General features: G+C 55.4%; 2 protein-coding genes. Both read right to left on the bottom strand.

Translation table 11 applies throughout. The features are described from left to right. Window positions 1-55 precede the first annotated feature (55 nt). A complete protein-coding gene (locus tag KTJ78_RS13455; protein WP_217136682.1) occupies window positions 56-889 on the bottom strand; it encodes a DDE-type integrase/transposase/recombinase in 834 nt (277 codons plus the stop codon). 131 nt (window positions 890-1,020) lie between these two features. Further along, window positions 1,021-1,446 carry an AFG2-interacting ribosome maturation factor family protein gene (locus KTJ78_RS13450; protein ID WP_369808110.1) on the bottom strand — a complete coding sequence of 142 codons (426 nt, stop codon included), beginning with the start codon at window positions 1,444-1,446 and terminating at the stop codon, window positions 1,021-1,023. Between the last annotated feature and the right edge of the window lie 68 nt (window positions 1,447-1,514).

Below are 1,514 nucleotides of genomic sequence, written 5' to 3'. Positions count from 1 at the left end.
CGCTCGGTGTCAACTTGTTGTGAGTCACTCACCCCGGCATACCGTCAGGGTCTTGTCACTGTTTGGGAAGGTTAATCCCAACACATTGTGCAGGAGCCGGGGTGATAGGCCGTGCACGGAACCGTTCCGGGTATCGTTCGTAATAGCGCTGTAACGCAGCATTTCGTGTGTTCCACACTGTTTTCCAGGACCCGTCTCCCACTTGTTTTGGGGTAAATAACGCGATCCCTGAATGCCGATGCTCACCGTTATACCAGGCCACATACTCATCGATATAGGTGCGGGCAGCTTCAAGACTGTGGAACACTTTGGGATATCCGGGCCGATACTTCATGGTTCGAAACCCGGCTTCTGAGAACGGGTTATCGTTTGACACATACGGCCGGTTAAACGACATCCTCACCCCGTACGTGGTGAGCGTTTCTCGGAGCAGGTTTGATCGCATCGCTGCTCCTGAGTCTGCATGCACCACAAGCGGAGCCCCATGCCGGGCGATCGCGGTTTTGAACATATCGGCTGCGAGATGGTCAGCTTCTCGCTCTTCCACCCGATATCCGATAATTTCTCGAGAGAAAATATCGGTGATCTTATATGCCTTGTACACGACGCCTCGCCATGGGGAACACACATCAGTGATGTCCCACGACCAGGCCTGCCCGGGCCTGGTCGCTTTCACAACCGGCGCCACCCGCGAGGTACCCGCTTTCTGCTTTCGTGAAGCAGTCACGGGACGGTTCGACTGTTCAAGCGTATTCGCGATACGCCACCACGAGCGACGAGAAGCCAGCATCACTCCCGTGTCCCATGCCCTTGCGAAAGAATGATTAACCGAGAGTTGCTTGTTCCAGCCTGCAAGAATCAACGCTTGAATACGTTCCCGAGCAGTCACCCCAATCCGAGACCGGTATGCCCGCAACGTGTGTGGGAGAGGGTTCGCAACTTTTGGGCGTGGATGGTGTCGATACTGCCATGTTGAACGGGACAAGCCGGCAAGCTGTAACGCTTTGCGTTGCGACCCGGTCAAGACGGTGAGATGCCGAATGAGTTGGTTCTCGGCCGTGATGAAGGGGCCGGGTGTTGAGGAGCCGGTGACGGTCTGGCGTCGGGCTCTTGCTCGTTCAACTGATGCAAGAGCCCGATAGCTTTTCCCAGCGCCTCGTTCACCGCTTCAAGCTCGGCCACGCGTTCGCGTAACCGTTCGTTCTCTGCCTCAGCTTTTTCATACTGCTTCGCCACAAAACGGCGTTGAGAAGAAGACGTCATAAGGCCAGTCTCTCGCGGAACAAGACCACGGGAAAGATCCCCCTCGAAAACAGCGGCACGCCACCGCCTGAACTGATGTTTCGTTACGCCACGAGATTCAAGCCATGCATGTTTCATTCCATAAGGCTGCTGCTCATAGGTGTACACAAACTCGCAGACTTCATCGTTAGTCATTCCGGGCACGATAGACAAACCAGGGGCTCCTCTTCAATAGATGGGTGAGTGACTCACAACCAGCCTGGCAAAGAGGG

The sequence above is a fragment of the Leucobacter chinensis genome (genome assembly GCF_019049105.1).
Taxonomy (GTDB): Bacteria; Actinomycetota; Actinomycetes; order Actinomycetales; family Microbacteriaceae; genus Leucobacter_A; species Leucobacter_A chinensis.
This window is presented reverse-complemented; position numbering and strand designations above follow the sequence as displayed.